Consider the following 22,044-nt stretch of genomic DNA (forward strand, 5'->3'; position numbering starts at 1 on the left):
GGCTAGCGCTTGACCCGACTTTAGAGCCAGATAGCCGGATGTGGCACCATGCCCTCGCCCTTGTGGGGAGGGTGGCTGCCAAGCAGCCGGGAGGGGTATGTTACTTCAACGTCTCATTGATCTTGGCAGCGGCTTCTTTCAGCGTTGGCTCGATCTCGCCCTGCCCCAGATAAATCTTCTGGATGGCGTTGGACGTCGTCTGGGCAATGTCTTCCCAGCCCGGAATGACCGGAGCAAAACGCGCATTCGGAAGAAGGTTCGTGAACACTTTCAGGTCGGCATTATCGGCAAAATACGGGTCTTTGGCTTCTTCGGCATTGACGGGAAGGAAGCCCTCGATCTTGTCAAATTTTGTGCGCTGTTCCGTCGTGAACAGGAAGTCGAGGAATTTCCATGCTGCTTCCTTGTTCTTTGAATTTTCGAACAGGACGATGGAATCCGTCACGCCATAGGTACCCTTGCCGCCATCAGGACCGGCGGGAATGGGTGCCACGCCATAATTGAGATTTGGCGCTTCGTTCTTGATCTGACCGGAAAGGAATGGCGCGGTGATGACGGTTGCAACCTTGCCCTGCTTGAACAGATTCTGCACATCTTCGCGACTATAGGAGGTAACACCCGGCTGGGTCAGACCGCCATCGATAAAGCTCTTGTAAAGCGTCGCCGTATCAATGGCTGCTTTTGAATCAAGACCGGATTTCCCATCCTTGACGATCTCGCCGCCATTGGCCCAGAGACCATAATAGAAATAGACATCCGTCTCGATTTCCTTGCCCTGCAAGCCGAAACCATAGGTCTCCGTGCCAAGCGCCTTGATCTTTTCGGCGCTCGTCTTGAAGTCTGCCCAGGTTGCAGGCGGGGTATCAATGCCAGCCTTGGCGAAGATATCCTTGTTATAATACATGGCGCGCGCTGAAGCTGCGATCGGCAGGCCATAAACCTTACCGTCCATGACCGATGGCGTGAGGAATGTATCGATGAAGCGCGCCTTGAAATCCGGCGTAATATTGCCGTCAAGCGGGGCGATAATGCCTTCCTTGACATAATCCAGCAGCCAGCGCGTGCCGATAATGGAAAGGTCGGCATTGGCACCGGCCGAAATATCGGTCGTCAGTTTCTGCTGGAGGCTGTCCCACGGAACAACTTCGATCTGGATTTTCGTATCTGGATTGGCCGCTTCGAAGGCTTTGGCCGCTTCTTCGAAATAGGGGCCTGTGCCCTTGCTGTATTCAGCAATGGTGACGCGGACGGTGTCGGCAAATGCTCCACCCGAAAAGGCGAGAAGGCTAAGGCCTGCAAGTAGGCTTAGTTTTCTGATCATCATGATGTTCCCCTTTGTTACACGCCGCATTCTCCCATCGGCGTAATTTTGAAACTTTCACCATCATTCTATGTAATTTATTTTCATGCAAGTCAAAAATTGAGGGGTTATGACAGTTTTATGTTGCTTTTTTTCATATGCCGTCATTAATAAGCTAGGGGAACATTTCAAAACAAGGTCACGATATGACTTCAGAGACATTGCACAGAGCCCTTGGTTTGTATGGCAAACAGGTGTTTATAACCGGCGCGGGTGGCGGCATCGGGCAAGCATTGATCGACACGTTCAATGCGGCAGGGGCCATTGTTTCAGGCGCCGATCAAGATGAGAGCTTATTGACCGGACTGCCGCTGGCAAATGGGCTTGTCTTCAACATCAATGACAAGGCGCAGACCGGCAGCGCAATTCGAAACTTTATTGCCGATCACGGCACGCCGGACGTATTGATCAATAATGCCGGCTTTTCCCGCGGCGAGATTCTCGATCAGGTCGATGGCGATGTTTGGGAGCGCGAAATTGCGACCAATCTGAATGGCGCATTTCATGTCACGGACCCGATTGCCGAGGCCATGGCCGCAAAAGGCGGCGGCAGCATCGTATTCATCTCATCGGTCAATGCGCTCAGCCATTTCGGCAATCCCGCCTATTCGGCCGCTAAGGCTGGCATGATCGCCTATATGAAGGCGCTCGCAGTTGAGCGCGGCCGGTTTGGTATAAGGTCCAATGCCGTATGTCCGGGTTCCGTGCGCACCCCGGCATGGGATCATCGTCTGGAAAAACAGCCGGAGCTTCTGGCAAAGGTTCTGCCGCATTATCCGCTCGGACGTCTTGTGACACCTGGCGAAGTGGCGCAAGCGGCCTTCTTCCTCAGTTGCGCCTCCGCGTCGGGAATCACCGGTGCAACGCTGACTGTCGATGCTGGCCTGACAGCAGGCAATCTCCATTTCATCAATGACGTGCTCGCCGGAGACAAGTGACATGGCCGGACTACAGATCAAGCAACTCGCCAAATCCTATGGCGCAATGAATATACTGCATGGGATCGACCTCGAAGTGCGGGACGGCGAATTTCTGGTGCTGATCGGACCTTCCGGCTGCGGGAAATCCACGCTCCTGCGCATGATTGCCGGATTGGAGGATATTTCTTCCGGTGAGTTATGGATCGGTGACCGCCTGTCCAATGGTCTGCCGCCGCAGCAGCGCAATATTTCGATGGTGTTTCAGAGCTATGCTTTGTTTCCGCATATGAGTGTGCGCAAGAATATCGGCTTTGGTCCGAAAATCCGCCGCGAGTCGGCTGCAGCCATTGACGCCAAGGTCGGCAAGGCTGCGGAAACGCTCAATCTGCATGACTATCTGGACCGTGTGCCGCGCCAACTTTCCGGCGGGCAGCGCCAGCGGGTTGCAATGGGGCGTACAATCGTGCGCGAGCCGGACCTGTTCTTATTTGACGAGCCGCTTTCCAATCTTGATGCCAAGCTGCGCGTGCAGATGCGCACGGAGCTGAAGGCGCTTCACCAGCAGTTAAAGACCACAATGGTCTATGTTACCCATGACCAGATCGAAGCCATGACCATGGCGGACCGGATCGTCGTCATGAATGCCGGACGTATTGAGCAGGCGGGCTCGCCGCTTGAGCTTTACGACAAGCCGGTCAACAAATTCGTTGCAGGTTTCCTTGGCTCGCCCGCCATGACCTTCATTCCTGGAACATTGGAACGTGGCGATGGCGCGCCAAAGGTTCGCACCGACAATGGCACCATCATTCCGGTCGGCGATACCACTGCCGCTTCGGGCCAGCCGGTCGAGATCGGCATACGCCCCGAACATTATCGCCTCGCACCCGATGGCAATGGATTTGCCTATCACGTCGAGGTGATTGAGCCGACAGGTTCCGAGACCCATTTGTTTGGCACGATTTCCGGTGTTGCCGTGCGCTGCGTGTTCCGTGATCGTTTGGCGCCGGAGCCCGGCACTCAATTATCATTGACGGTTGACCCGGCAAAGGTGCATGTCTTTGACGCTAAAACCGGAAACAGAATTTGACCTGTGCTTGGGTTCGCCCTTCGACAAGCTCAGGATAGCCAACCATAAGGAAGGTGGGTTGCTTGCATAAAGCTGTGAGGTTACTGGCTTTTGTTTTGCCACTAAATTCCTCCCTCATGGTGAGCTTGTCGAACCACGCACATCGTTATTGCAAACGAGATGGATAAAGCAACTGATGGCACCACCGCATTTCGACATTGTTGCAAGGCTGAGGGAGGTTGCCGATACAGGCAAACATTCCGACAGCCAGGTCGCAGCTGCGATCCTGTCCGATGCGGATTTCGCCACTCATGCGCCTATCAACAAGCTGGCCGAAAAGGCTGGGGTGAGCGAGCCGACAATCACGCGTTTCTGCCGTATGCTCGGTTTTGAGGGCACGCGGGATTTCAAGGTAAGGCTGGCGCAATCGCTTGCCATTGCCGGGCGGTTTATCGCGCCAGGACCCGCGCAGGATGAAAACGGCAGTGTGACGTCGGTCATCGCGCGCAGCGCCGTCGATGCTGTCGAAACCGTGTGCAATCTGATCAACAGAGACGATCTTGAACTTGCGGCCTCGCTCATTGCGCAAGCGGGAATGGTTCGCGCCTATGGCTCCGGCGGGTCGTCCTCAATGGCAGCTACCGAAATGGAAAATCGCCTGTTCCGCCTGGGCATTGCCGCCTCATCGCATATTGATGGCGAAATGCAGCAGATGACAGCGGCAACCAGCAACAAGGATACTGTTATCATTGCCTATTCGCTTTCAGGGGAAATCAAACCCTTGATCGAGGCCGTCATGATCGCGCGGCGCTATGGCGCCAAAACAATTGCCTTCACGGCGCCGGGCACGAAGCTTGCGGCGGCTGCAGAACTTGTCATGCCTTTTCACATTGACGAAGGCACCAATGTTTACCGGCCCTCCCCCGCCCGCTATGCCCTGCTCGCGCTTACCGATATGCTGGCAATGACCGTTGCCGAAAAAATCGGTGCCCCTGCCGTCGAGCGGATGCGCCGCATAAAGAACCTGCAAGCCATGCACGCCAATAACGCGACCACACTGCCGCTCGGAGATTGAGATTGAAGCTGACCGATATTGATACACCCGCTGTTCTCATCGACACGGACCGCGCAGAGGCAAATCTGCAAAAATTCCAGACCTATGCCGACAATCATGCCTTGACCGTGCGTCCGCATATCAAGACACATAAATTGCCGCGTTTTGCCAAACGAGCCATAGAGCTTGGCGCTATCGGGATTACTTGCCAAAAACTCGGCGAGGCTGAAGTGATGGCCGATGCGGGAATGAGCGATATTTTCATCCCCTACAATATTATCGGCAAGGCAAAGCTTGAGCGTCTTGCCAAGCTTAATGAGCGCATCACGATCAGCGTAACCGCAGATAATGAAACGGCCATACGCGGTTATGCCGAGGCTTTTGCCGGGCGCAAGAAGCCACTGACCGTTCTGGTCGAATGCGATACGGGCATGGGCCGCTGCGGCGTTCAATCCCCGCAGGAAGCGGTCGCGCTTGCCAAGCTGATCGACGCGTCGGAAGGGCTTAACTTTGCCGGCTTCATGACATATCCGAAAACTGGCGGTATCGAAACCACGCAGGCATTTCTCGCAGAGGCGGAAAAACTGGCGATCGCAGCGGGGCTGGACCCGCACACCATTTCCAATGGCGGAACCCCCGATATGTGGCGGGCTCACGAAGTGGCGAGCGCAACGGAACACCGTCCTGGCACTTATATCTATATGGATCTCTTTCAGGTCGCCAAAGGTGCCGGCACCCTTGATGATTGCGCTCTCACCGTGCTTGCAACTGTCGTAAGCCGCCCGACCGAAAATCGCGCCATCATCGACGCGGGCTCGAAGTCGCTGACAAGCGATACACTGGGTTTAAGCGGATTTGGCAGGGTGGTGGAATATCCAGATGCGGTCATTTCCTCGCTTAGCGAAGAGCATGGCACAATCGACCTGTCTGCATGTGAGCACAAGCCCAAGGTAGGCGAGCGCATCCGCATCATCCCCAATCATGCCTGTGTCGTGTCCAATCTCTTCGATAGTGTCGTGCTTATTTCGGGCGATACGGTCACTGAGATCGCCCCGGTGGCCGCTCGCGGGCGTGTTGATTAGGGGATGGGTAGGCTTATTGCATTTGGCCCATCGCCTAGCTCGGCAATTTAACTTGCAACTATATAGTGCGTGGTTCGACGAAGCTCACCATGAGGAAAGTTGGTAAACTGCAAAGATAATCTTCACCGTTTAAAATCATCTCAGCTTCCTCATTGTGAGCCTCATCGAACCACGCACAAACTCGGTGTAGACGTCATCTGCTCAGTGAGCGGGCTCATTGGAGAACATGGCGGCGTTCTCGTCATAGCGCGACAGAAACTCCTGTTCCGAGCCCGAATGGCCAAACCATGGACCTCGGCCAAAATTGCAGCCGCATTTTACCAATGGCTCGATGATGGCATGCGTATCAATTCCAACGGCTATTCTTTCCATATCCAGTTTTCCTGCCAGTTCGCATACTGCTGACAGAATGACCCGCTCGGGGCCTGGCTGGTCAATGTTCCGATAGGCCTCCGACCCAATCATCATTCCATCATATTGGAGCGCCATGGCTCCATTTACCGTAGAATGAGACATGGCAAACTGGTCGACTATCAGGCGGAAACCGATATCCCGCAGCCTGCGCATGACACGGAAGATCTGCTGATCGTCAAGCATCGCAATATTCTGCGAAATAATGAAATTTACTTCCGAAGCATTGACGCCCCATTCGGCCTGCAGCTCCCTGATGCGTTCAATGAACAGCGGGTCCATGAGCTGGGGGAAAGAAAGCTTGATCCCGATCAGTAATTTATTGTCGGGATAGTATTTTTTGAAATTGTGCAGGAATTCAAACGCTCGTGACATGATAAAAAGGCCGAGATGAAGAATGGAGCCATTTTGTTCAAAGATTGGAATGAACTTATGCGATTTGATGTCTCCGAATTCCGGATGATGCCAGATAACACTTGTATGCGCTTCGCAAATCCGGCCTGTCCGCAAATCCACGACAGGGCGATATCTCACTGAAAATTCGCCGCGCCCGATGGCCCGCGTAATATCACCGCCAAAATCCAAAGCTGCGCGCAGATCCTGAATGAGAGCGGAATTGTGCCAGACAGCATCTTCGCTCTTGGTGTCTTCCGCGTGATACATGGCACCATTGGCGCGGCGCAGCAAAGAGCCGAATGGCTCAATTTGCCCCTGTTTCTGGGCGACGGAGCAGGCAATAACCGGTGAAATACGTATCCCCTCATTTTCATAAGGCAACCGCATTTCCGCAAGCATCTTGCGCATGAGAGGAATATCCACCCCCTCGTCGCTGGGATAGATATAGGCTATCAGATTATTGTTGAGGCAGCCCACGACGCCCCCTGCAAGCGTGGCTTGAAGCTTGTCGATCTTGCTACTGATCATTCGTGCCAGAACCTCATCGCCAAAAATGCTGGCGATCTGATGGTAATTGCATATTTTTATGAGGATCAGATCAATCTGGCCTTCCTTGCCAACCAGCAAATCATACTCTTTGACCAAACCGGCCTGATTGAGAAAACCGCTGGCCGGATCATGATAGGCCAGAAATTCGAGGCGCGTCTGATTGCGTTGCAGAACAAGACGCATTCTTTCAATCACCGAGGCCAGCAGGCCGACTTCTCTAATATTGGTGGGAACGGAGATGGGCGTGTCCAGATTGAGATTGCCGACATCTGTCACAGCCCTTGAAAGGCGCATCAATGGATTGACGACAAAGCTCGCGGCCCAGGCAGTCAGCGCAATGCTTATTGCAAGCCCGATCAAGCAGACGGCCGTATAATACCAGTCCCAATCCGCCTTCGCCGATAATTCGTCACCAAGTGTAACGACGACGCGCCAGCCTTTGAGATCAAACTTATCCAGAGATACGGCGTTTCCCAGGTCGGCGGAGATTTTGCTTGTGTCCCGCCCGATCGTGAATTGACCGCCCGAAACCGAAAGCTCCTCTCCGGAAGGCGTGAAAACGCTAATTTCCTGGACAGTATTGCCTGTCGCGCTGCTCAGGAATGCGCTGATGCGATTGACGCACATGTCGAGTGCAAGGACCCCTAAAGGCTTCCGATCCGGACCAAAAATCGGCAGAACCCGGGTCATGGTCCATACGCTGCCTTGCGTGGAAGCGCACAGATCACTGGTATTATTTACCACATAGGGAGCACTCCAGGTCGGTGTCCTGCCGACAATACCGCCGCGATACCAGCCTCGCTCAAACAGATTGAAGTCACGTTCTTGCATGGGCCTGTCCGGCCTTGTCACAAGAAGACGCGATGGGTTGTCCGATTGCGTCTTGCCTTGCCCCTTAAAATCCCGGTCGGTCTCCTTGATCTTGAAAACGCTTAACAGATGACCATTGCTTGCACCGAAACGGAGAACCGACACCTGGATAGGAACCCGCTCTGGAGTGGCCCTATCCGCCTCGATAAAAGAAAAAACGCATTCAGCATTGCTGCATCCAGCAGCTTTTACCCGCGCTGCAAAAGCATCGGCATATTCCTCAAGCGGCGTAACAAGATGGCCGAGTTGATTGGCGATATCTCTGGCCAGAAACTCCGCCGTCCTGTCAGCATAAGTCTTTGTCAGATCGGTACGTTGCGTCTGCAAGATCAGGCTAAAACCCAAAAACAGCACAATCAGCAGGGCCAAAAGCGGAAGGCCAATAACTGCGACCACGGGGACGCCAAAAATGCGTTGACGGGATGTGTCCAGTGATTTGCCTGAATCCGTTTCCATAATATTCGTGAAACTTTCCAAAAAACGCACAATACCCAAAATGAAATGGTTTACGGGCAATTTTTATATCGTAAATATTACTTGGTGACGCGCCTAACGGCACATAATTTCACAAAGCTTTTAATCAGTCGTCAAAGAACAGCCCGTTCTTATCGAAATATCGTGCACGCTACTATAAAATCAGAATTCAGTCTCGACGGGAGGTTGTACTTCATCGGCAATACAACCGGATACAATCTCGCTTCGGTGTATATGCGTAACCTGTGCAACGCATAATTGCAACAGCTTTCCCCGCAGTGATCCTCCGGCCCGCTCCAGCAGAAAGCAAGCGCTTGCCAAAACTAAAATATTAGAATATTTATATTTCAAATCCTTTGGGAGGAGGTTTTCTTGCAGTATCAAAAGTTCCGGTTGCCCCTGTTAACGACCCGCCTTGCGGGCGATTGCGGCTTTCAGTGACCGATAACCCCGTCGCATCATCGGAGCGCAAGCGTGACCGGGCCCACCCGCTCGCGACATCCAGCACGGACTATGCTCAGCAGCGGGCAGCCACCCCCCGGGCTGCAACCCATATTTACAAGCAACTGCTTGACGACATTATTTCGCTGCGCCGCAGACCGATGGAGCCCATTCTTGAGAAGGAAATTGCCGCGCAGTTTGGCGTGAGCCGCACGCCTGTCCACCAAGCGGTTTTGCGACTTGCCGATGACGGGCTGATCGATATTTTTCCACAATCGGGAACTTTCGTTTCGCGCATTCCGCGACGCGCGCTCTATGAAGCAATCCTCATCCGCAAATCCCTTGAAGAGACGACCGTGAAGCTGGCTGCCGAACAGGCGGGACCTGCCGATATTGCCCGGCTGGAACGAAGTATTGCCGATCTCGTGGCCGCCGAAGCATCTGGCGACAATGAACGCTTTCACAGCGCTGATACGGATTTTCATCTGTCGATCAATTCAATTGCCGGATTTCCCGGCATATGGAACGTGATCCAGCAGGTAAAGATGCAGATTGACCGCTATCGGCGGCTGACACTACCGCTCAGCGGGCGTCTTACCCGCGTCATTGTCGAGCATGAAGCAATTCTCGATGGCATCCGCCGCCACGATATAGCGCACGCAACAGAAGCCATGGGCTTTCACCTCGGGCAGATGCTGAACGAGGTGAAAGACACGACGAATGTCGACCCGGCATTTTTCATCGATGATGACTGACTGACCGCTTTTAAAGCGGCAAAACACCGACATGCAAAGGTTCTGAAATGAAGATCGAAGTGAGACAGGTTTGCCATCCGGATGCGGTACGCAATTTTGACACGGACGAACTGCGTCGTCATTTCCTGATGGAAAACATGTTCGAGGCCGATGAGATTACCCTCACCTATAGTCATATTGACCGGTTGATCATTGGCGGGGCGGTGCCCCTCTCCAAGCCTCTGCCGCTGACAGCGCCCACTCCCGTGGGTCAGGAATTCTTTCTTGCGCAACGAGAACTTGGCATATTCAACATTGGCGGCGCTGGCCGCGTGTCGCTTGACGGCATTGTGCACGAACTTGCCACCCGCGACTGTCTCTATGTCGGCAAAGGCGTCGTCAATGTGATCTTCGAGAGCGTGGATGCGGCAAATCCGGCTAAGTTCTATCTACTTTCAACGCCTGCTCACGCTTCGCATCCAAATGTGCTTATCAAGCCTGAACAAGCCAACAAGCTGATACTGGGCGATCAGCTGACCGCCAATAAGCGTACGCTTTACCAGTATATCCACCCGGATATTTGCGAGAGCTGCCAGCTTGTCATGGGCATGACACAGCTCGAACCCGGCAATATGTGGAACACCATGCCCTGCCATACGCATGACCGCCGCTCGGAGGCCTATCTTTATTTCGACCTTGCCACCGACACCCGCATTTTTCACATGATGGGTGAGCCGACCCAGACACGCCACATGATCGTGGCAAATGAACAGGCGATCCTTTCCCCCGGCTGGTCGATCCATTCCGGCGTGGGCACGGCCAATTATGCCTTCATCTGGGCAATGGGCGGCGACAATAAGAGCTTTACCGACATGGACCACGTACCGATGAGTGTGCTGCGATGAACAATCTTTTCGATCTTCAAGGCAAGGTAGCGATTGTTACCGGAGCCAATACCGGCATCGGCCAGGGTATCGCCCTGGCCCTCGCACAGGCAGGCGCTTCCATCGCTGCCGTTGGGCGTTCGTCCATGGATGACACGCGTCATTTAATAGAAGCGGCGGGCAGGCAATTCATCGAGATCAAGGCCGATCTCGGGACGATTGAACCTGTTGGCAGGATCATCGACGAAACGCTTCAATCCTTCGAACGTCTGGATATCCTCGTCAATAATGCGGGCATTATCCGGCGCAATGACGCCGTGGATTTCACCGAAGAGGATTGGGACGCGGTGATTGACACCAATCTCAAATCGGCATTCTTCCTGTCGCAAGCCGCCGGACGGCACATGATCGGTAAAGGGCAAGGCAAGATTATCAACATTGCTTCGCTTTTGTCGTTTCAAGGCGGCATTCGGATTCCATCCTATACGGCATCGAAAAGCGGACTTGCCGGCATTACCCGGCTGCTTGCCTGCGAATGGGCCGCCACGGGCGTAAACGTAAACGCCATCGCTCCCGGCTATTTCGTGACCAATAACACAACTGCCTTGCGCGAAGATCAGGACCGCAGCGCGCAAATTCTGGCGCGTATTCCAGCCGCCCGTTGGGGCGAGCCTTCCGACATAGGCGGCGCCGCGGTCTTCCTCGCCTCCAAGGCCTCTGACTATGTGCATGGAACAGTTCTGCCTGTCGATGGCGGTTGGCTGGCTCGATGACAAACTCTAAAAAGCGTAAGCCTTCGCTTACGATAGGTAAGCCATGAATTACCAATTCGATTTCGCTGCTCTCCTGCCCTATTGGAAGGACTTCCTTGCCGGAGCGCTCACAACAGTCCAAATGACTGTCGTTGCGGTGGCGATCGGATTGGTCATAGGCGTGCTTTGCGCGGTCGCCCGGCGCAGCGCCTATGCCTGGCTTCGCCTCATTGTCGGCATCTATATCGAGGTCGTTCGCAATACGCCCTTTATCGTGCAGATATTCTTCATTTTCTTCGGCCTTTCTTCCATTGGCATAACCATGCCGGTCTTTTTTGCCGCCGTATTTGCAATGGTCATTAATGTAGGGGCGTATACGGCTGAAATCGTTCGGGCAGGCATGGAAGCTGTGCATCCAAGCCAGATCGAAGCAGCAGAGGCGCTTGGGCTTTCACGTTTCCAGATCTACCGCGACATTATCCTCATGCCAGCGATCGAGCGGGTCTATCCGGCGCTGACCAGCCAGTTCATTTTGATGATGCTTTCCACATCGATCACCTCGCAGATTTCGGCGGAGGAATTGACCGGCGTCGCCAATAATATCCAGTCCTACACCTTCCGTTCATTCGAAACCTACATCGTCATCGCCCTGCTCTATCTCGCAATCACTTATCTTTTGCGGGCTGGCTTCCATCTCATCGCGCTTGGAATTTTTCCGCGCCGCCGCCGTCTCGGCACACCCTTGTGAGGATGAGAACATGACTGGCGGTTTCACCACAAATCATCTCGTTTATCTGCTCAACGGCCTGCTTTGGACTGTCATACTTTCCGCGCTTGCCTTCCTTCTCGGCGGCGTTGCCGGGTTCTTCGTCATGCTGGCGCGCACGTCAACCATGCGCTGGCTGCGGCGGGTTTCACTACTCTATGTCCAGTTCATTCAGGGCATGCCGCTGCTGATCCTGATGTTCGTCATTTATTTCGGCCTTGGCGTTATCGGGATCGAGGTTCCGCCGCTTATGGCTGCCAGTCTCGGCATGATGATCTATTCCAGCGCTTATCTCGGCGAAATCTGGCGCGGTTGCGTTGAATCCGTGCCCCGCACGCAGTTTGAGGCGGCTGAATGTCTTGCCCTCACCCGCTGGCAGACTCTGAAAGACGTGATCCTGCCGCAGGCGCTGCGCATAGCGACACCGCCCACCGTTGGTTTCATGGTGCAACTTATCAAGAACACATCGCTTGCCTCGGTTGTCGGCTTCGTCGAGCTGACCCGCGCAGCGCAAGTCATCAACAATTCGCTTTTCCAGCCGTTTCTCGTCTTCGGTATCGCTGCCGCCTTTTATTTTTGCGTCTGCTACCCGCTTTCGGTCTGGAGCCGTTCGCTTGAGAGGAAATTAAATGTCGGCCGTCGTTAAGCTCAACGAAGTCATCAAACGCTTCGGCACTGTCGAGGTACTCAAGGGCGTTTCCTTCGAGATCGAAGCCGGTGAAGTCGTGGCTTTGATTGGACAATCGGGTTCGGGCAAGAGCACGGCCTTGCGTTGCATAAACAGGCTCGAAACCATTCAGGGTGGAACAATCGAGGTTTGCGGTCATCAGGTGGATTCACCCGGTCTCGATATCCGCGCGCTGCGGCAGGATGTCGGCATGGTTTTCCAAAGCTACAATCTGTTTCCACATATGAATGTTGCCGAAAACATCATGCTGGCGCTGCGGCGCGTGAAAAGCATTGGCCGCAGCGAAGCAATGGAAACCGCCAAGGCCGTGCTCTCAAAGGTTGGCCTGTTGCAGAAGATCGATGCCTATCCCGAACAATTGTCGGGGGGCCAGCAGCAGCGTGTGGCGATTGCCCGTTCGCTCGCCATGCAGCCAAAGGTCATGCTTTTCGACGAGGTAACGTCAGCGCTTGATCCGCAGCTGACCGGCGAAGTTTTGCGCGTCATGGAAGATCTCGCCAAAGGCGGCATGACCATGATCGTCGTCACCCATGAAATGGCATTTGCCCGCAAGGTCGCAAACCGCGTCATTTACATGAATACCGGGCGGGTCTGGGAAACCGGCACCGGCGAAATGCTCGTTCATCCGCAAACCCAGGAATTGAAGGATTTTCTGGCCAACGACCTGTGACAGAACCAACCTCATAATCACAAAAGGGAGAGAGAATAATGAGATTGCTTACGAAATTCGGCATTGCCGCGAGTGCGGCCCTGCTCATGCTGGCGTCAGCCGCTCATGCGGATTCGCTTGAAAATATCAAGAAAGCCGGCAAGGTGCGCATTGCTGTTGCCATGGGAATTCCGCAATATTCCTATGTCGACGAGAATTTGAAGCCGACCGGCTCGGACGTCGAAACCGCCAAGCTCATCGCCAAAGATCTCGGCGTCGATCTTGACCTGATCGAAATTACCAATGCCGCACGCGTTCCTACGATCCAGACCGGCAAGGCGGACATTCTGGTTTCCGCACTCGGCATCACAGAAGAGCGTAAAAAGGCCGTCGACTATACAGTGCCCTATGCAACGCTGAGCATCATTGTCATTGCGCCCAAGGAAATTGAAATCAAGAGCTATGCCGACCTTGCGGGCAAGCGGATTGGCGTGACCCGCGCAACGACCAATGACATGGATATCACCAAAAATGCACCGGGCGCACAAATCGTCCGCTTCGAAGATGATGCAACGCTCATTACTGCTGCAGTCACCGGGCAGCTCGACATCATTTCCAGCCAGTCGGCAGTTCTCGGCGGCATCAATGCCAAGCGCGCAGGCAAGGAACCGCTGGAAGTAAAGTTCACGCAGGCTGAAACCAATCTCGGCATAGCTTTGCCCAAGGGCGAAAAGCCATTGCAGGATTGGCTCAACACCTGGGTGAAAACCAATTTCGACAATGGCACGCTGCGCGAAGTATTCCGCAAATACCAGCACCGCGAACTGCCGGACGATCTCACATCGCGTTGATCGGAACATTCAACGGATTGAGGAATTGGGGCGCTTCGGCGCCCTTTTTCTTGCGCTGTGTATTGTATTGACCACGCAAATAATTCCAGTTACTGAATCGGGTTATGAAAGCTGCAATGGTTATTCTGGTGGTGGGATCGCGCATGGGCAGGATGGTTTGACCATCCGGCATTAGCACCCATGCGCGGCAAACAAGCTCCTGACGGAGCTTTTTTTATGCCCGGAATTTAGTTCCGCCCTGCTCCGTCACAACCATCCACTTCAATCATTGCACAAAGGAACTGCCATGAAAGGCATGTATACTAACGAACCCGCACGTCCTGAAATGACCGGAGCAGAAATTGTCCTGCAGGCGTTGCGCGACAATGGCGTTGAGCACATTTTCGGTTATCCGGGCGCCGCGGTGCTACCGATCTATGACGAGATATTCCAACAGAACGAGATAAAGCACATATTGGTTCGCCACGAACAGGGCGCGGGCCACGCCGCCGAAGGATATGCCCGTTCCACCGGTAAAGTCGGTGTCATGCTGGTAACGTCCGGCCCCGGCGCGACGAATGCGGTGACATCACTACAAAATGCCATGGCCGACTCCGTGCCAATCATCTGTCTGACAGGACAAGTGGCAACCGACCTAATCGGATCTGACGCTTTCCAGGAATGCGACACTGTTGGGATTACACGGCCCTGCACCAAACATAGCTGGCTGGTCAAAGATGTGAAGGAACTCGCCGCCACAATTCATAAGGCATTTCATCTGGCCCGCTCAGGCCGGCCCGGTCCGGTTCTCATCGACATGCCAAAGGATATGCTTCTCCAAAGCACTTATTATGTGGCTCCTTCTGCCGACCCGCATGTCGATGATAATCCGCAACTTGCCGAAGACGACCGGCAGATAAAGGCAAACACTCCTTTGCAACGCGAGCGCGAAGAAAACACCGGGCTGCGCTACGCACTCAAACGGCTTTACATGCTGACCCGTGATCATGCGCCCTATATTGCTACCGATACGAAGCGCTATCAGTTCGCTGAACACTTCAATTCGCCCCTAGTATCAAGCGGGTTCGGCACGGCGGGGTATGGCTTGCCGGCTGCAATAGGCATGCAAATCGCCCATCCTGAAAGTCTCGTCATTGATATTGCAGATGAGTCATCTGTCCAAGCGACGATGAAGGAGCTTTCCACGGCAATCCAGTATGATGCACCGATAAAGGTTTTCATATTGAACAACCCGAACTTGAGCTTAGGCGGAAAATCGCAAAAGCACGGTTCCTACTCGAACGCCCTGCCGGATTTCGTAAAGCTGGCGGAAGCTTTCGGTGCCGTTGGTATCCGATGCGACGAGCGTGACAATCTTGACCACGCAATTGGAGAAATGCTTTCGGTGAGACGACCGGTGCTTTTTGACTGCCGGATTGCCGGCTGACCGGTTAAGTTGGCGGGGCGCATCCGCGCCCCGACGATAGCAATTCCAGATAGGATCACTGTGACCCGGCTTTTTTTCAAGCTCGTCCCTCGCCATTCAATGCCTTGATCACCGGAATGACCGAATACTGCCCGATCTCGGCCCGGTCGGTCAAAGCTCTCAAATAACCGCCGGGAGAGCGGATTTCACCCACACGTTCCAAAATGGCAGCAATCGTGATGGAAGCATTGATATCACCCATGGCGTCACGCGCCCTTTCCCAGGCATCGGGCGAAACGCCAAGCATCGAGCGGACCAATCCTGCCGTTTGCATCAGATCGCGCCAGTCCTCAATGCCGTTTCGGGCATAATTGCGAATTTGCGGACAGGCGGACAGCACAGCATCCAGCGGCATGGGGATCGATTTTGTTTCCAGCTTCGGCCAATCATCCACGGGTCCGGTGGCTTTTACAGTTCGACGGGCGCTATCAAGCCTTTGCCGCATCTTCGTCATTGCGACTGTTCGTCCAGGCATATTGTCTACCGGTACGGGCTCACCGTTTTGCCTCTGGCCCTTTTCTCGGGCCCTTTCAAAATTGGGGTCTATATTTGAATTCTGAATATGGCGCTCAAAAGAAGAGTCAGTGCCGCTCATTTCTTTGTCTGATAATGTATCCAGATAGGCATTTTCGACCTTCGTGCGGAGCTTTGCCAGGCTGTCACAGCGTGTCTGGAGTGTCTCGAGCGGCAAATGCCTGCTTACCCGTCCGGACAAAGCTGCAAGCTCATCCGCATATCCCATCCAGTCGCCTGCCCGCTCCTCGCCAAGACCCGCATGGATCGTTTTGGAGATATCTCGCAGATGAATGGTGATCTCGCTGCGAACGCGGTGGATTGCCCGCGCCAGATCGCGTGCCTGAACCGCATGAGCTTCGATTTCGTCGGCACGCAGCGCCAAAGGTGACAGATCAAAGCCGAACGCGTGCTCGATCTCGCCGGTTTCGCCACGCCGGGCATAACGTTTGCCGTTTGGGCTATCGCGGCGGATAATCAGTCCCGTCTCGACCAATGCCGCCAGATGCCGGCGAATTGTCGCGGAAGACATGCCGCGTGTGCGTAACGACAGCTCTGCATTGGACGGAAAGACGATCAATGGCGCTGCGCCATCAAGCATGGTTTCCGGGTAGAAACTGAGCAGCGCTTCCAGCACGGCAATCGTACGGTCTGAAAGGAAAAACGCTGCGCGCGCCTCGGTTAATGAGCGTAAAAGCGCCCATTTTTCCGGCTGACTTCCGCCGGTTTCGTTCAGTTTTTCTCTCGCTCGCGCTGTCTTTTCCTGCACTGCAAAAATGGCGTGCGACAGCGATCGTCCGCCAAATGGCGACGTTGCAAAACGATCGGTCATGTTTCTTCACCTCAATTTGAGGCAATGAAAAGGTATGCCGGAACGCGTCCGACTCTTGACAAGTCAGGGTGGAAGTGATTCTCTAAAATTGCTACATTGAAGAGGGCTTCCGGGGCGGTGACGTTCTGGGGGCCTTTTTTCTTGCCGTTGCTTCCTTCTCTTTCAGTCCCTTTGTACGGCTCCTTACGAACCGGCTTGTACTAACACTTACACACACTATCCGGCTTTTTGACCCCGTGGATAAGTCACCACGTTATTTGTCATTCGTCCGGCTGTTGTAACGGGCGAGCAATGCTTCAAGCTCTTCCGATACAAATGCCGCAAACCCTTGCGGTATATGGTCGGCGAAGGTCAGGACCTGCCTGCCTCCACTTGAATCCAAAAGTGCAATTTTCTTGGCACCCGTGTTTATTTTGTCCACGCTCGGCGCAGCATTGCGCGGAGCCAGCACGACCGGCTCAACACGCTTGAGCAACCGCTCGAAAATACGATTGAACCGTGTATTGCTGTCTGCGATTCCAAAAGGCTCGAGCGTAATTTCGTTCAGCGCAGCAGCCTGTGCTTCACTGGATTTGAGCAATTCTGCAAACCTGACCCAGCGTGGACGGCCAATCTTCGGGGCCGGGCCAATTGCCCGCACGATCGGATAAGGCACTGCGGCCGCAACCTGCAGAAAGCGGGTCATTTCAGCCTTGTCGATCGACAGGGCGTCTTGAACAAGCCCGCGCTCAAAGCCGCGCTCAACAAGATTTCGCGCAAAGAAGGCACGCTCGATAAAGGAAAGATCGCGGCGCTCGGTATTTTCCTTGCCCTGAGCCAATACCAGCTGGACATCGCTGAGTTCGCGCACAATGGCATGGACCGGCTTGCCAATGCGCTGGGCAGCACGCAGGCGGCGATGCCCATAGGCGGTCTGATAATGCCCCGGCTTATCCGGATGCGGTCGCACAAGAACCGGCACCTGCTGGCCATTCTGGCGGATGCTTTCAACGAGATTTTCGAAATCTTCGTCGAGCCCTGCCGCATGGCTGAGCCGGTCTTCAACAAAGGAGGTTTCGACCAGCGCAGGATCAAGTTCAACCACGCGCTCGACGCCTTCGAGACTTTCCTTCAAGCGGCGCGCATCTTCAATTTCACGGGACATGCCGCCGAGCGAAAGCCCCATAGCCTTAACCGCGCCTGATGCAGCGCGAGGCTTGAGCGCTTCATTGCCGATCAGCGGCTGCGCTATAGGCTCAACGGGTTTCTGTTCGGGTACGGGAATGTTTTCCACCGTTCCAAACAATGCCTTGAGCTGATCCCTGCGATTATTGCCTGTCATCATCGCGCCCTCATACCGGCCTCTTCCAGGCCTTGTAGATCAAGCCCTGGATTTCGGAGTTGACGGAAGTCAGCGATTCAATTGCGCGGTCATAGGTTGCGCGGGTGAAGCTGTCGCGGGATACTTCGTAGAGCGTCTGCTTGGTAAGACCTGCATCGGAAAACGCAGTGGACTTGACCACCGATGAGGTGAGCACGCGGTCCCCGAACAGCGAACGCAGGAAACCGGCAATCTGCTGCTGCGGAGCATCATTCGGCTCAAAGCGCGTAATCAGATAGCGCATGAAATCGAAATTAAGCTCGCCGCCAGCCTCTCGCACGACCGCAAGCAAATCCGCTGTCATGAACAGAAACTGGCTCATGGAGGCGACATCCAGCATTTGCGGATGAACGGTAACAAGCACTGACGTTGCAGCGCAAAGCGCCGATAGCGTCAGAAAACCAAGTTGCGGCGGACAGTCTATGACCACAACGTCATAATCGTCTGACACTGTATCAAGCGCTGCCTGAACACGGGCAAAGAACAATTGCTGCTCGACAGTTTGGGCAGCGCCGTGTTGGCGGTCAGCAAGCATTTGCGGCGTGGTGTGTTCAAATTCCTGCAATTCCAGATTGCCCGGAATGAGATCAAGCCCATCAAAATAGGTCTTGCAAATAATATCGCGCAGCGGACGGCGCTCGCCATCATAGCGGATTGCTCCGTAGAGCGTATCATTGCCGGTCAGATCCAGCTCCGGTTGATAACCGAACAATGCAGACATTGATGCCTGCGGATCAAGATCGACGGCAAGCACACGGAAACCGGACATTGCCAGATGCTGCGCCAGATGGGCACTGGTCGTGGTCTTGCCGGAACCGCCCTTGAAATTGGTAACGGCAATGACCTGCATGTGCTCGTTGGCGGCAGGATCGCGATGCGGCAGATAGGTTTTTGCCTTGGCGCCCCCGGCTTCGGACAGATGGCGGCGCAATGCATTGATCTCGGCAAGCGTATAGAGCCTGCGGCCGCCGCTGCCCGTCTCCGGTTGCGGCCCTTCACCTGCAATTGAAAGCTGGCGCAGATACCCATCCGATACGCCGATGAGCTTTGCCGCCTCGCCGCTGGTGAACTTGCGCAATGTCTTCATGGCTGTCGGCGGAAAGAGCCGGTTGCGCATTGCTTGAAGCTGCGCGGAAAGCATTTCCGCATCGGCGGCGATTGCCCTGTCGGCTGGCAGAACAACAGGCAAAGAAGCATCGCCCACCAAGGATGGGTCGGGTTGATTTGCCTGTGCTGCATGCATCATAGTCAAGGTAATATCCTGTACGTCCGTTCGGTCATTCCCGGCGCAAGCAGAACATGCGCCGATTCGACATAAAAACCAAAGGGGTAACGCCAGATAGAGATATAACGTTGTAAGCCAGCACTAACACCGCATGAGCTTGGTAACGTTTAATTTGCCGCAAACCCCTCAAAACCGTAACTAGGGTGCTAAAATATCCGAGTCGCGTCAACAACTTTATAGTTAACGCAAATTAACCAATAAGGCATCCTGAGCTGTGGATTGTGGTCCAACGCGCCAAGGCGCTTTCTCACACAGAAAAGCCGCCATGCTGGGTGATGAGTGCGACAACGAAATCCATCACGGCCCGAACGGACGGTGCCTTGCGTAAGTCCCGATGGACAAGAAGCCAAATGTCCCGACAGAAGGGCGGAACGTCCTCTGCGATACGCACGAGGTCCGGGTCTGCATCGCCCAAAAAGCAAGGCAGTCCGGCAACGCCGGCGCCCGTGCGTGCAGCGATAAGATGCCCGCCAATATCGTTCAATTCGCATGCAACCGGCCGTGCACCAGCAATGCCGAGTAGCCATTTTTGCTGCGGCATATCCCCAAAGCTTTCGTCAAAAGCGATGAACTGCCATCGATCGGGCACGTCACGATGCACATAATCGCGGCTGGCGTAAAGACCGAATGCCATGACCCCAAGTTTTCGCGCAACGCTTCCGGTCTCATCGGGCCGTACCAGGCGGAGAGCCACATCCGCCTCCCGGCGGCTGAGCGACACTTGCTGCGCCTGCGCCGCCAGTGAAAGACGGATATCCGGATAGAGTGATCGGAAGTGCGCGAGATGCTGCGTCAGAAGATGCATCGTCAACACGGGCGGAGCGCTAAGTGTGACCTTGCCGACGAGCGGCCTATGCGCTGCCTGAGCAATCCGGGCAATTCCATCCGCCGCATTTTCCATCGCGACGGATTGATCGAACACCTGTTGGCCGATAGCAGTCAAGCGGCAGAATCGCGGCAGTCTCTCAACCAGCGCTACGTCCAGTTCCGCTTCAAGCGCCGTAAGTCGGCGACTGACTGTCGCGTGGTCCACCTTCAAGGCGCGCGCCGCACCGGACAGGGTGCCACTGCGCGCCACAGCGATGAAATGACGAAGATTTTCCCAATCGGCCATCTGTGCGATTTCTCAAGATTCACTGGCACATATACCGAATTACCGCACAGAAGTCATTGCCGTAATTTGGAGACAAATTATCATTGCAGGATTGTCTCCATGTCCGCTTCTCACCCCGTTTATCCGCGTATCACGCTCATCGCCGCTTCTCTCGGCTTCGTGATCGTGCTTCTGGACGTCAGCGTTGTGAATGTCGCACTCGATGCTTTGCGCATGAGCTTCTCCACCAATGTGGCTGGGCTCCAATGGGTGGTAAACGCCTATACACTCATCTTCGCGGCGCTGCTGCTCATGGCGGGCGCATTGGGCGACCGCTTTGGTGCGCACGCTGTCTTCATAGCGGGTCTCATTCTTTTCACCCTCGCCTCCCTTGGCTGCGGCGTAGCGCAAACGTTAACGGCACTTGTTGCAGCACGGCTTGCACAAGGCATCGGCGCGGCGTTGTTGGTTCCAAATTCGTTGGCGCTGCTCAGCCAGGCATTCCCGGGCAAGGAAGAGCGCAGCCGGGCTGTCGGCTGGTGGGGGGCAGCGGGAGGCATCGCACTGGCGGCCGGACCCGTGGTCGGTGGCTTTCTGGTAACGCAAGTTGGCTGGCGCGGCATTTTCCTGATCAATATTCCGATCGGACTGATTGGTCTGGCCTTGACCCTCGGCTACTCGAAGCCAAGTCCCAGAAATGACCACCGCTCACTTGATCTGCCTGGGCAGGCGGCGGCTATCCTTGCGCTTGTAGCGCTGGCAACGACGCTGACGGATGCGGGGCAATTGGGCTGGACACATCCGCGGATTATTGTGGCCATGCTCGTAACCGTTCTTTCCGCCATCGGCTTCATTCTGATCGAGGTTCGAAGCCGCGCACCGATGCTGCCGCTGTCATTATTCTCTAATTCCGCATTCACAATCGCGGCGGTCACCGGCGTCATCATCAACTTCGCTTATTACGGCCTGATCTTCGTCTTCAGCCTGTTTTTCCAGCTGGAGCAGCATCTTTCAGCTCAGGAAACAGGCATGGCGTTCCTGCCAATGACCGTCATTCTGATGGTCACAAACATTATAGCAAGCCGGTTGATCACCCGCCTCGGCGCGCGCAGGCTGATAGTGTTCGGTCTTGTTCTGGCGGCGGCCGGGTATCTTCTCCTGCTTCCAATCAGCGTCGAAGGCTCTTACTGGCAGTTGGTGGCACCAATGTTGATGGCGGCGAGCGGCATCGCACTGGTTGTTCCGACGATTACCAACGTCACTCTCTCATCTGTCGATCAGTCACGGGCCGGGATTGCATCGGGCGTTCTCAACACGGCGCGGCAGATGGGCGGCATGCTCGGCGTTGCGACGTGCGGTTATCTGGTGCGGGACACCGCACCAGTCGCGTTCATACAAGGTATGCATCTCTCGCTCATGGTCGCCGTGGTGCTGCTGTTTCTCGGTGCCGCACTCTCGCTCTTCTGTCTCAGCCGGGAGACTTGAGACGAACACAAGCATTTACACGCTAAGGAAGTCTTGGGACGTCATCATTCAGGGCATGGGGTAC

At 54.7% G+C, this 22,044-nt stretch carries 18 protein-coding genes and 1 pseudogene; 13 read left to right on the top strand and 6 right to left on the bottom strand.

Features of this window, described 5'->3' with window-relative positions; translation table 11 throughout:
* Positions 1-100: 100 nt before the first annotated feature.
* On the bottom strand, positions 101-1,324 hold the full coding sequence (locus V9K92_RS22345; RefSeq protein ID WP_337355008.1) for an ABC transporter substrate-binding protein: 1,224 nt from the start codon (positions 1,322-1,324) through the stop codon (positions 101-103).
* A 182-nt stretch (positions 1,325-1,506) separates the two neighbouring features.
* Between V9K92_RS22345 and V9K92_RS22350 the strand changes: the two genes are divergently transcribed.
* From V9K92_RS22350 to V9K92_RS22365, 4 genes are all read left to right on the top strand, one after another.
* Positions 1,507-2,298, top strand: a complete 792-nt coding sequence (locus V9K92_RS22350; RefSeq protein WP_115053659.1) for an SDR family oxidoreductase — start codon at positions 1,507-1,509, stop codon at positions 2,296-2,298.
* A 1-nt stretch (position 2,299) separates the two neighbouring features.
* Positions 2,300-3,367 (top strand): ABC transporter ATP-binding protein, encoded by a 1,068-nt coding sequence (locus V9K92_RS22355; protein ID WP_115053658.1) that lies wholly within the window; start codon positions 2,300-2,302, stop codon positions 3,365-3,367.
* Positions 3,368-3,542: 175 nt separating this feature from the next.
* The gene (locus tag V9K92_RS22360) at positions 3,543-4,421 is read left to right on the top strand and encodes a MurR/RpiR family transcriptional regulator (RefSeq protein ID WP_115053657.1); all 879 of its coding nucleotides are present in this window, start codon (positions 3,543-3,545) and stop codon (positions 4,419-4,421) included.
* A gap of 2 nt (positions 4,422-4,423) precedes the next feature.
* Complete coding sequence (locus V9K92_RS22365; protein WP_337355009.1) at positions 4,424-5,482, top strand: D-TA family PLP-dependent enzyme; 1,059 nt, start codon at positions 4,424-4,426, stop codon at positions 5,480-5,482.
* 201 nt (positions 5,483-5,683) lie between these two features.
* On the opposite strand, the gene V9K92_RS22370 is transcribed toward V9K92_RS22365, so the two are convergent.
* The gene (locus tag V9K92_RS22370; protein ID WP_337355010.1) at positions 5,684-8,164 is read right to left on the bottom strand and encodes an EAL domain-containing protein; all 2,481 of its coding nucleotides are present in this window, start codon (positions 8,162-8,164) and stop codon (positions 5,684-5,686) included.
* Between the two features lie 455 nt (positions 8,165-8,619).
* Between V9K92_RS22370 and V9K92_RS22375 the strand changes: the two genes are divergently transcribed.
* The 8 genes and pseudogenes from V9K92_RS22375 to V9K92_RS22410 all read left to right on the top strand — a co-directional run.
* Entirely contained in the window at positions 8,620-9,378 is a 759-nt protein-coding gene (locus V9K92_RS22375; RefSeq protein WP_115053654.1) for a GntR family transcriptional regulator, read from the top strand.
* Between the two features lie 47 nt (positions 9,379-9,425).
* Positions 9,426-10,262: a 5-dehydro-4-deoxy-D-glucuronate isomerase gene (kduI, locus tag V9K92_RS22380; RefSeq protein WP_337355011.1), complete on the top strand. Its 837-nt coding sequence runs from the start codon at positions 9,426-9,428 to the stop codon at positions 10,260-10,262.
* Complete coding sequence (kduD, locus tag V9K92_RS22385) at positions 10,259-11,014, top strand: 2-dehydro-3-deoxy-D-gluconate 5-dehydrogenase KduD (RefSeq protein WP_337355012.1); 756 nt, start codon at positions 10,259-10,261, stop codon at positions 11,012-11,014. The genes kduI and kduD overlap by 4 nt, the downstream gene beginning before the upstream one ends.
* Positions 11,015-11,057: 43 nt before the next feature.
* Positions 11,058-11,741, top strand: coding sequence for an amino acid ABC transporter permease (locus V9K92_RS22390; protein WP_115053651.1), 684 nt, complete (start codon positions 11,058-11,060; stop codon positions 11,739-11,741).
* A 10-nt stretch (positions 11,742-11,751) separates the two neighbouring features.
* Positions 11,752-12,405, top strand: coding sequence for an amino acid ABC transporter permease (locus tag V9K92_RS22395; RefSeq protein WP_337355013.1), 654 nt, complete (start codon positions 11,752-11,754; stop codon positions 12,403-12,405).
* On the top strand, positions 12,389-13,117 hold the full coding sequence (locus V9K92_RS22400) for an amino acid ABC transporter ATP-binding protein (protein WP_337355014.1): 729 nt from the start codon (positions 12,389-12,391) through the stop codon (positions 13,115-13,117). Before V9K92_RS22395 ends, V9K92_RS22400 begins: the two co-directional genes overlap by 17 nt.
* Positions 13,118-13,155: 38 nt before the next feature.
* Positions 13,156-13,947 (top strand): transporter substrate-binding domain-containing protein, encoded by a 792-nt coding sequence (locus V9K92_RS22405; protein WP_115053648.1) that lies wholly within the window; start codon positions 13,156-13,158, stop codon positions 13,945-13,947.
* Between the two features lie 295 nt (positions 13,948-14,242).
* Positions 14,243-15,367: pseudogene (locus V9K92_RS22410) on the top strand (thiamine pyrophosphate-binding protein); the annotation flags it as partial.
* A gap of 82 nt (positions 15,368-15,449) precedes the next feature.
* On the opposite strand, the gene repC reads toward V9K92_RS22410, so the two are convergent.
* The 4 genes from repC to V9K92_RS22430 form a co-directional block, all read right to left on the bottom strand.
* Complete coding sequence (gene repC, locus V9K92_RS22415) at positions 15,450-16,757, bottom strand: plasmid replication protein RepC (RefSeq protein WP_337355015.1); 1,308 nt, start codon at positions 16,755-16,757, stop codon at positions 15,450-15,452.
* A 253-nt stretch (positions 16,758-17,010) separates the two neighbouring features.
* Positions 17,011-18,078 (bottom strand): plasmid partitioning protein RepB, encoded by a 1,068-nt coding sequence (gene repB / locus V9K92_RS22420; RefSeq protein ID WP_443094487.1) that lies wholly within the window; start codon positions 18,076-18,078, stop codon positions 17,011-17,013.
* A gap of 10 nt (positions 18,079-18,088) precedes the next feature.
* Positions 18,089-19,369: a plasmid partitioning protein RepA gene (gene repA / locus V9K92_RS22425; protein WP_370878657.1), complete on the bottom strand. Its 1,281-nt coding sequence runs from the start codon at positions 19,367-19,369 to the stop codon at positions 18,089-18,091.
* Positions 19,370-19,649: 280 nt separating this feature from the next.
* On the bottom strand, positions 19,650-20,516 hold the full coding sequence (locus V9K92_RS22430; RefSeq protein ID WP_337355017.1) for a LysR family transcriptional regulator: 867 nt from the start codon (positions 20,514-20,516) through the stop codon (positions 19,650-19,652).
* A gap of 99 nt (positions 20,517-20,615) precedes the next feature.
* On the opposite strand from V9K92_RS22430, the gene V9K92_RS22435 reads away from it, so the two are divergent.
* Positions 20,616-21,980, top strand: a complete 1,365-nt coding sequence (locus V9K92_RS22435; protein ID WP_337355018.1) for an MFS transporter — start codon at positions 20,616-20,618, stop codon at positions 21,978-21,980.
* Positions 21,981-22,044: the final 64 nt, after the last annotated feature.

Origin of the sequence: Phyllobacterium sp. CCNWLW109, from assembly GCF_037203905.1 — a bacterium.
GTDB classification, from domain to species: domain Bacteria; phylum Pseudomonadota; class Alphaproteobacteria; order Rhizobiales; family Rhizobiaceae; genus Phyllobacterium; species Phyllobacterium ifriqiyense.

Bases quoted from the DNA above. Each gene is read 5' to 3' on its own strand.
- V9K92_RS22345 (WP_337355008.1), bottom strand. From the start codon at position 1,324: ATGATGATCAGAAAACTAAGCCTACTTGCAGGCCTTAGCCTTCTCGCC.
- V9K92_RS22350 (WP_115053659.1), top strand. From the start codon at position 1,507: ATGACTTCAGAGACATTGCACAGAGCCCTTGGTTTGTATGGCAAACAG.
- V9K92_RS22355 (WP_115053658.1), top strand. From the start codon at position 2,300: ATGGCCGGACTACAGATCAAGCAACTCGCCAAATCCTATGGCGCAATG.
- V9K92_RS22360 (WP_115053657.1), top strand. From the start codon at position 3,543: ATGGCACCACCGCATTTCGACATTGTTGCAAGGCTGAGGGAGGTTGCC.
- V9K92_RS22370 (WP_337355010.1), bottom strand. From the start codon at position 8,164: ATGGAAACGGATTCAGGCAAATCACTGGACACATCCCGTCAACGCATT.
- kduI (WP_337355011.1), top strand. From the start codon at position 9,426: ATGAAGATCGAAGTGAGACAGGTTTGCCATCCGGATGCGGTACGCAAT.
- kduD (WP_337355012.1), top strand. From the start codon at position 10,259: ATGAACAATCTTTTCGATCTTCAAGGCAAGGTAGCGATTGTTACCGGA.
- V9K92_RS22390 (WP_115053651.1), top strand. From the start codon at position 11,058: ATGAATTACCAATTCGATTTCGCTGCTCTCCTGCCCTATTGGAAGGAC.
- V9K92_RS22395 (WP_337355013.1), top strand. From the start codon at position 11,752: ATGACTGGCGGTTTCACCACAAATCATCTCGTTTATCTGCTCAACGGC.
- V9K92_RS22400 (WP_337355014.1), top strand. From the start codon at position 12,389: ATGTCGGCCGTCGTTAAGCTCAACGAAGTCATCAAACGCTTCGGCACT.
- V9K92_RS22405 (WP_115053648.1), top strand. From the start codon at position 13,156: ATGAGATTGCTTACGAAATTCGGCATTGCCGCGAGTGCGGCCCTGCTC.
- repC (WP_337355015.1), bottom strand. From the start codon at position 16,757: ATGACCGATCGTTTTGCAACGTCGCCATTTGGCGGACGATCGCTGTCG.
- repB (WP_443094487.1), bottom strand. From the start codon at position 18,078: ATGACAGGCAATAATCGCAGGGATCAGCTCAAGGCATTGTTTGGAACG.
- V9K92_RS22430 (WP_337355017.1), bottom strand. From the start codon at position 20,516: ATGGCCGATTGGGAAAATCTTCGTCATTTCATCGCTGTGGCGCGCAGT.
- V9K92_RS22435 (WP_337355018.1), top strand. From the start codon at position 20,616: ATGTCCGCTTCTCACCCCGTTTATCCGCGTATCACGCTCATCGCCGCT.